The organism is Gordonia sp. UBA7860, assembly GCF_002500165.1.
Classification (GTDB): domain Bacteria; phylum Actinomycetota; class Actinomycetes; order Mycobacteriales; family Mycobacteriaceae; genus Gordonia; species Gordonia sputi.
In genome coordinates, this window is sequence record NZ_DLSO01000098.1 from 1 (window position 1) to 2,394 (window position 2,394).

The 2,394-nt window shown below is 65.7% G+C and carries 1 protein-coding gene and 1 pseudogene; one reads left to right on the plus strand and one right to left on the minus strand.

The window, feature by feature from the left end:
- Positions 1 to 292: 292 nt before the first annotated feature.
- The gene (locus tag B3T59_RS12595; RefSeq protein ID WP_287003636.1) at positions 293 to 1,540 is read right to left on the minus strand and encodes an IS256 family transposase; all 1,248 of its coding nucleotides are present in this window, start codon (positions 1,538 to 1,540) and stop codon (positions 293 to 295) included.
- 206 nt (positions 1,541 to 1,746) lie between these two features.
- Here B3T59_RS12595 and B3T59_RS12600 point away from each other — a divergent pair.
- A pseudogene (locus tag B3T59_RS12600) lies at positions 1,747 to 2,394 on the plus strand (IS3 family transposase); the annotation flags it as partial.

A 2,394-nucleotide genomic window follows, 5' to 3' on the forward strand; every position in this document is an offset into this window, starting at 1 on the left:
GGGGTCGCAGGTTCAAATCCTGTCATCCCGACAAAAAGCCCAGGTGAGAGCAGGTTTCTCACGTGGGATTCGTCGTTCTCCTGGGTGGTCACCTCCTGGTCCACTCGCTAGATCTGCTCGATCCAGCTACCGTCGAAGTGGACCAGTCCCGTTAGACGTCGTCGCCCGCGGAGTGCACCAGAAGGTGCCCGTGAAGTTCAGTCCGGAGTTGCGATACCGCACCGTGCGCATGGTTTGGTCAAGTCCCGGGAGGTGGTGTAGTCGTTGGTGATCCTTCAGTTGTTGGTGTCGGTTAGGCGCTGAGCTCGAGGGCGGGGTCGCTCACCTCCTCGGTTCCGGTGTCGGGGATGAGGGTGAGGCGGGATTTGGCGAGGATGTCGAGGCCGAGGTAGCGGCGGCCTTCTGCCCATTCGTCGGTCTGCTCGGCGAGGACGGCGCCGACGAGGCGGGTGATCGCGTCACGGTTGGGGAAGATGCCGACGCTGTCGGTGCGGCGGCGGATCTCTCGGTTGAGGCGTTCGTTGGGGTTGTTGGACCAGATCTGTTGCCAGAGCCCTTCGGGGAACCCGGTGAATGCGAGGATGTCCGCCCGGGCGGTGTCGAGGTGCTCGTGCGCGTCGGGGAGCTTGCCGTCGACGTAGTCCAGGAGCCGGTCGAACTGGGCGTTCACGGATGCCGCGTCGGGCTGGTCATAGACGGAGTGCAGCATCGCCTTCACCGCCGGCCACATGCTCTTCGGCGTCACCGACATCAGGTTCGCGGCGTAATGGGTGCGGCAGCGTTGCCAGACCGCGCCGGGCAGGTTCGCCGCGATGGCTTCCACCAGCCCGGCGTGCGCGTCGGAGGTGACGAGGCGGACCCCGCTCAGACCGCGGGCGACGAGGTCGGCGAAGAAGCTGTTCCATGCTGCCCCGGTCTCCGATGTCGCAACCCGAAGCCCGAGGACTTCCCGGCGCCCGTCGGCGTTGACGCCGGTCGCGACCAGCACGACCGCGTTGATGACCCGGCCGCCTTCGCGGACTTTCATGGTGAGAGCGTCGGCGGCGACGAACGTGAACGGGCCGGCGTCGCCGAGGGGTCGGTGTCGGAACTGGTCGACGTGTTCGTCGAGCTCGGCCGCCATCCGCGACACCTGCGACTTTGACAGCGAGTGGATGCCGAGGGTCTTGACCAGCTTGTCCATCCGACGCGTGGAGACGCCCGCGAGGTAGCAGTCCGCGACGACCGTGATCAGCGCGGTCTCGGCGCGTTTGCGGCGCTCGAGGAGCCATTCCGGGAAGTACGTCCCTTGCCGCAGTTTCGGGATCTGAACGTCGATGGTGCCGACCCGGGTATCGAGGTTGCGGTGCCGGTAGCCGTTGCGCTGCGTCACCCGGTCGGGTGAGGGCTGGCCCCATTCGGCGCCGACGACGGCGTCCGCGTCGGCGGACAGCAGCGCGTTGATCATTGTCTGCAGCAGCTGCCGCATCAGATCCGGTGATGAATCGGCGAGGGCTTCACCGAGCAGGCGGGCAGGGTCGACAATATGAGGTGCGGTCATCGTGATGATGCCTTTCGAGTGGGATGTGAGAGTTTTCTCGAAGGATCACACGGTGACCGCGCCCACGTTCACGACGAGGCCGGCCACCGCGGGCTACACCACCTTATGGGGCACTACTATGCTCACAGGATCCCTGAGCCTTGGTATGCTCGGCGCCGTCGCAGGTAGAACGAGCAAGGCTTACGAATTCAACAGCGTGCATTTCGCGCTGGCTGGCGGACCCCATCACCGAGAGCGAGGTGGTGGAGGCGTATCGCGCGAACGCGCTGTTCGACGCGCAGAAGGATGGCCCCGAGTTCGGACATCGGCTGCTCGCCGACGAGGCCCGCGACCACGGTGAGGCGATGTCGGACCGCACCGCGTGGCGGATCGCCTCAGCGAACGGCTGGTTCAGCGCGTTCGGGAAGCCCAAGCGCGGCAAGCACCGGAAGTCGGGGCCTCCCGTGCACGACGACCTCTGCGCCGTCGTAGACGAGCACGGCAGGACCCGACACGTGTTCACCGCCGACGCGCCGAACGAACTGTGGCTGACGGACATCACTGAGCACAAGACCGCCGAGGGCAAGCTCTACCTCTGCGCGATCAAGGACGTGTACTCGAACCGGATCGTGGGCTACTCCATCGACTCGAGGATGAAGGCGTCCCTGGCAGTCACGGCGCTGAACAACGCGATGCTGCGCCGCGAACCCGCGGGCACGATCGTGCACTCCGACCGTGGGTCGCAGTTCCGCTCGAACAAGTTCGTCAAGGCACTACGCCGACACAAACTGACGGGGTCGATGGGAAGGGTCGGCGCCTGCGCGGACAACGCCGCGTTGGAGTCGTTCTTCGCTCTGCTGCAGAAGAACGTCCTC

What these genes read in the sequence shown, in the direction of transcription:
- B3T59_RS12595 (WP_287003636.1), bottom strand. Translation starts at nt 1,540, where the DNA reads ATGACCGCACCTCATATTGTCGACCCTGCCCGCCTGCTCGGTGAAGCC.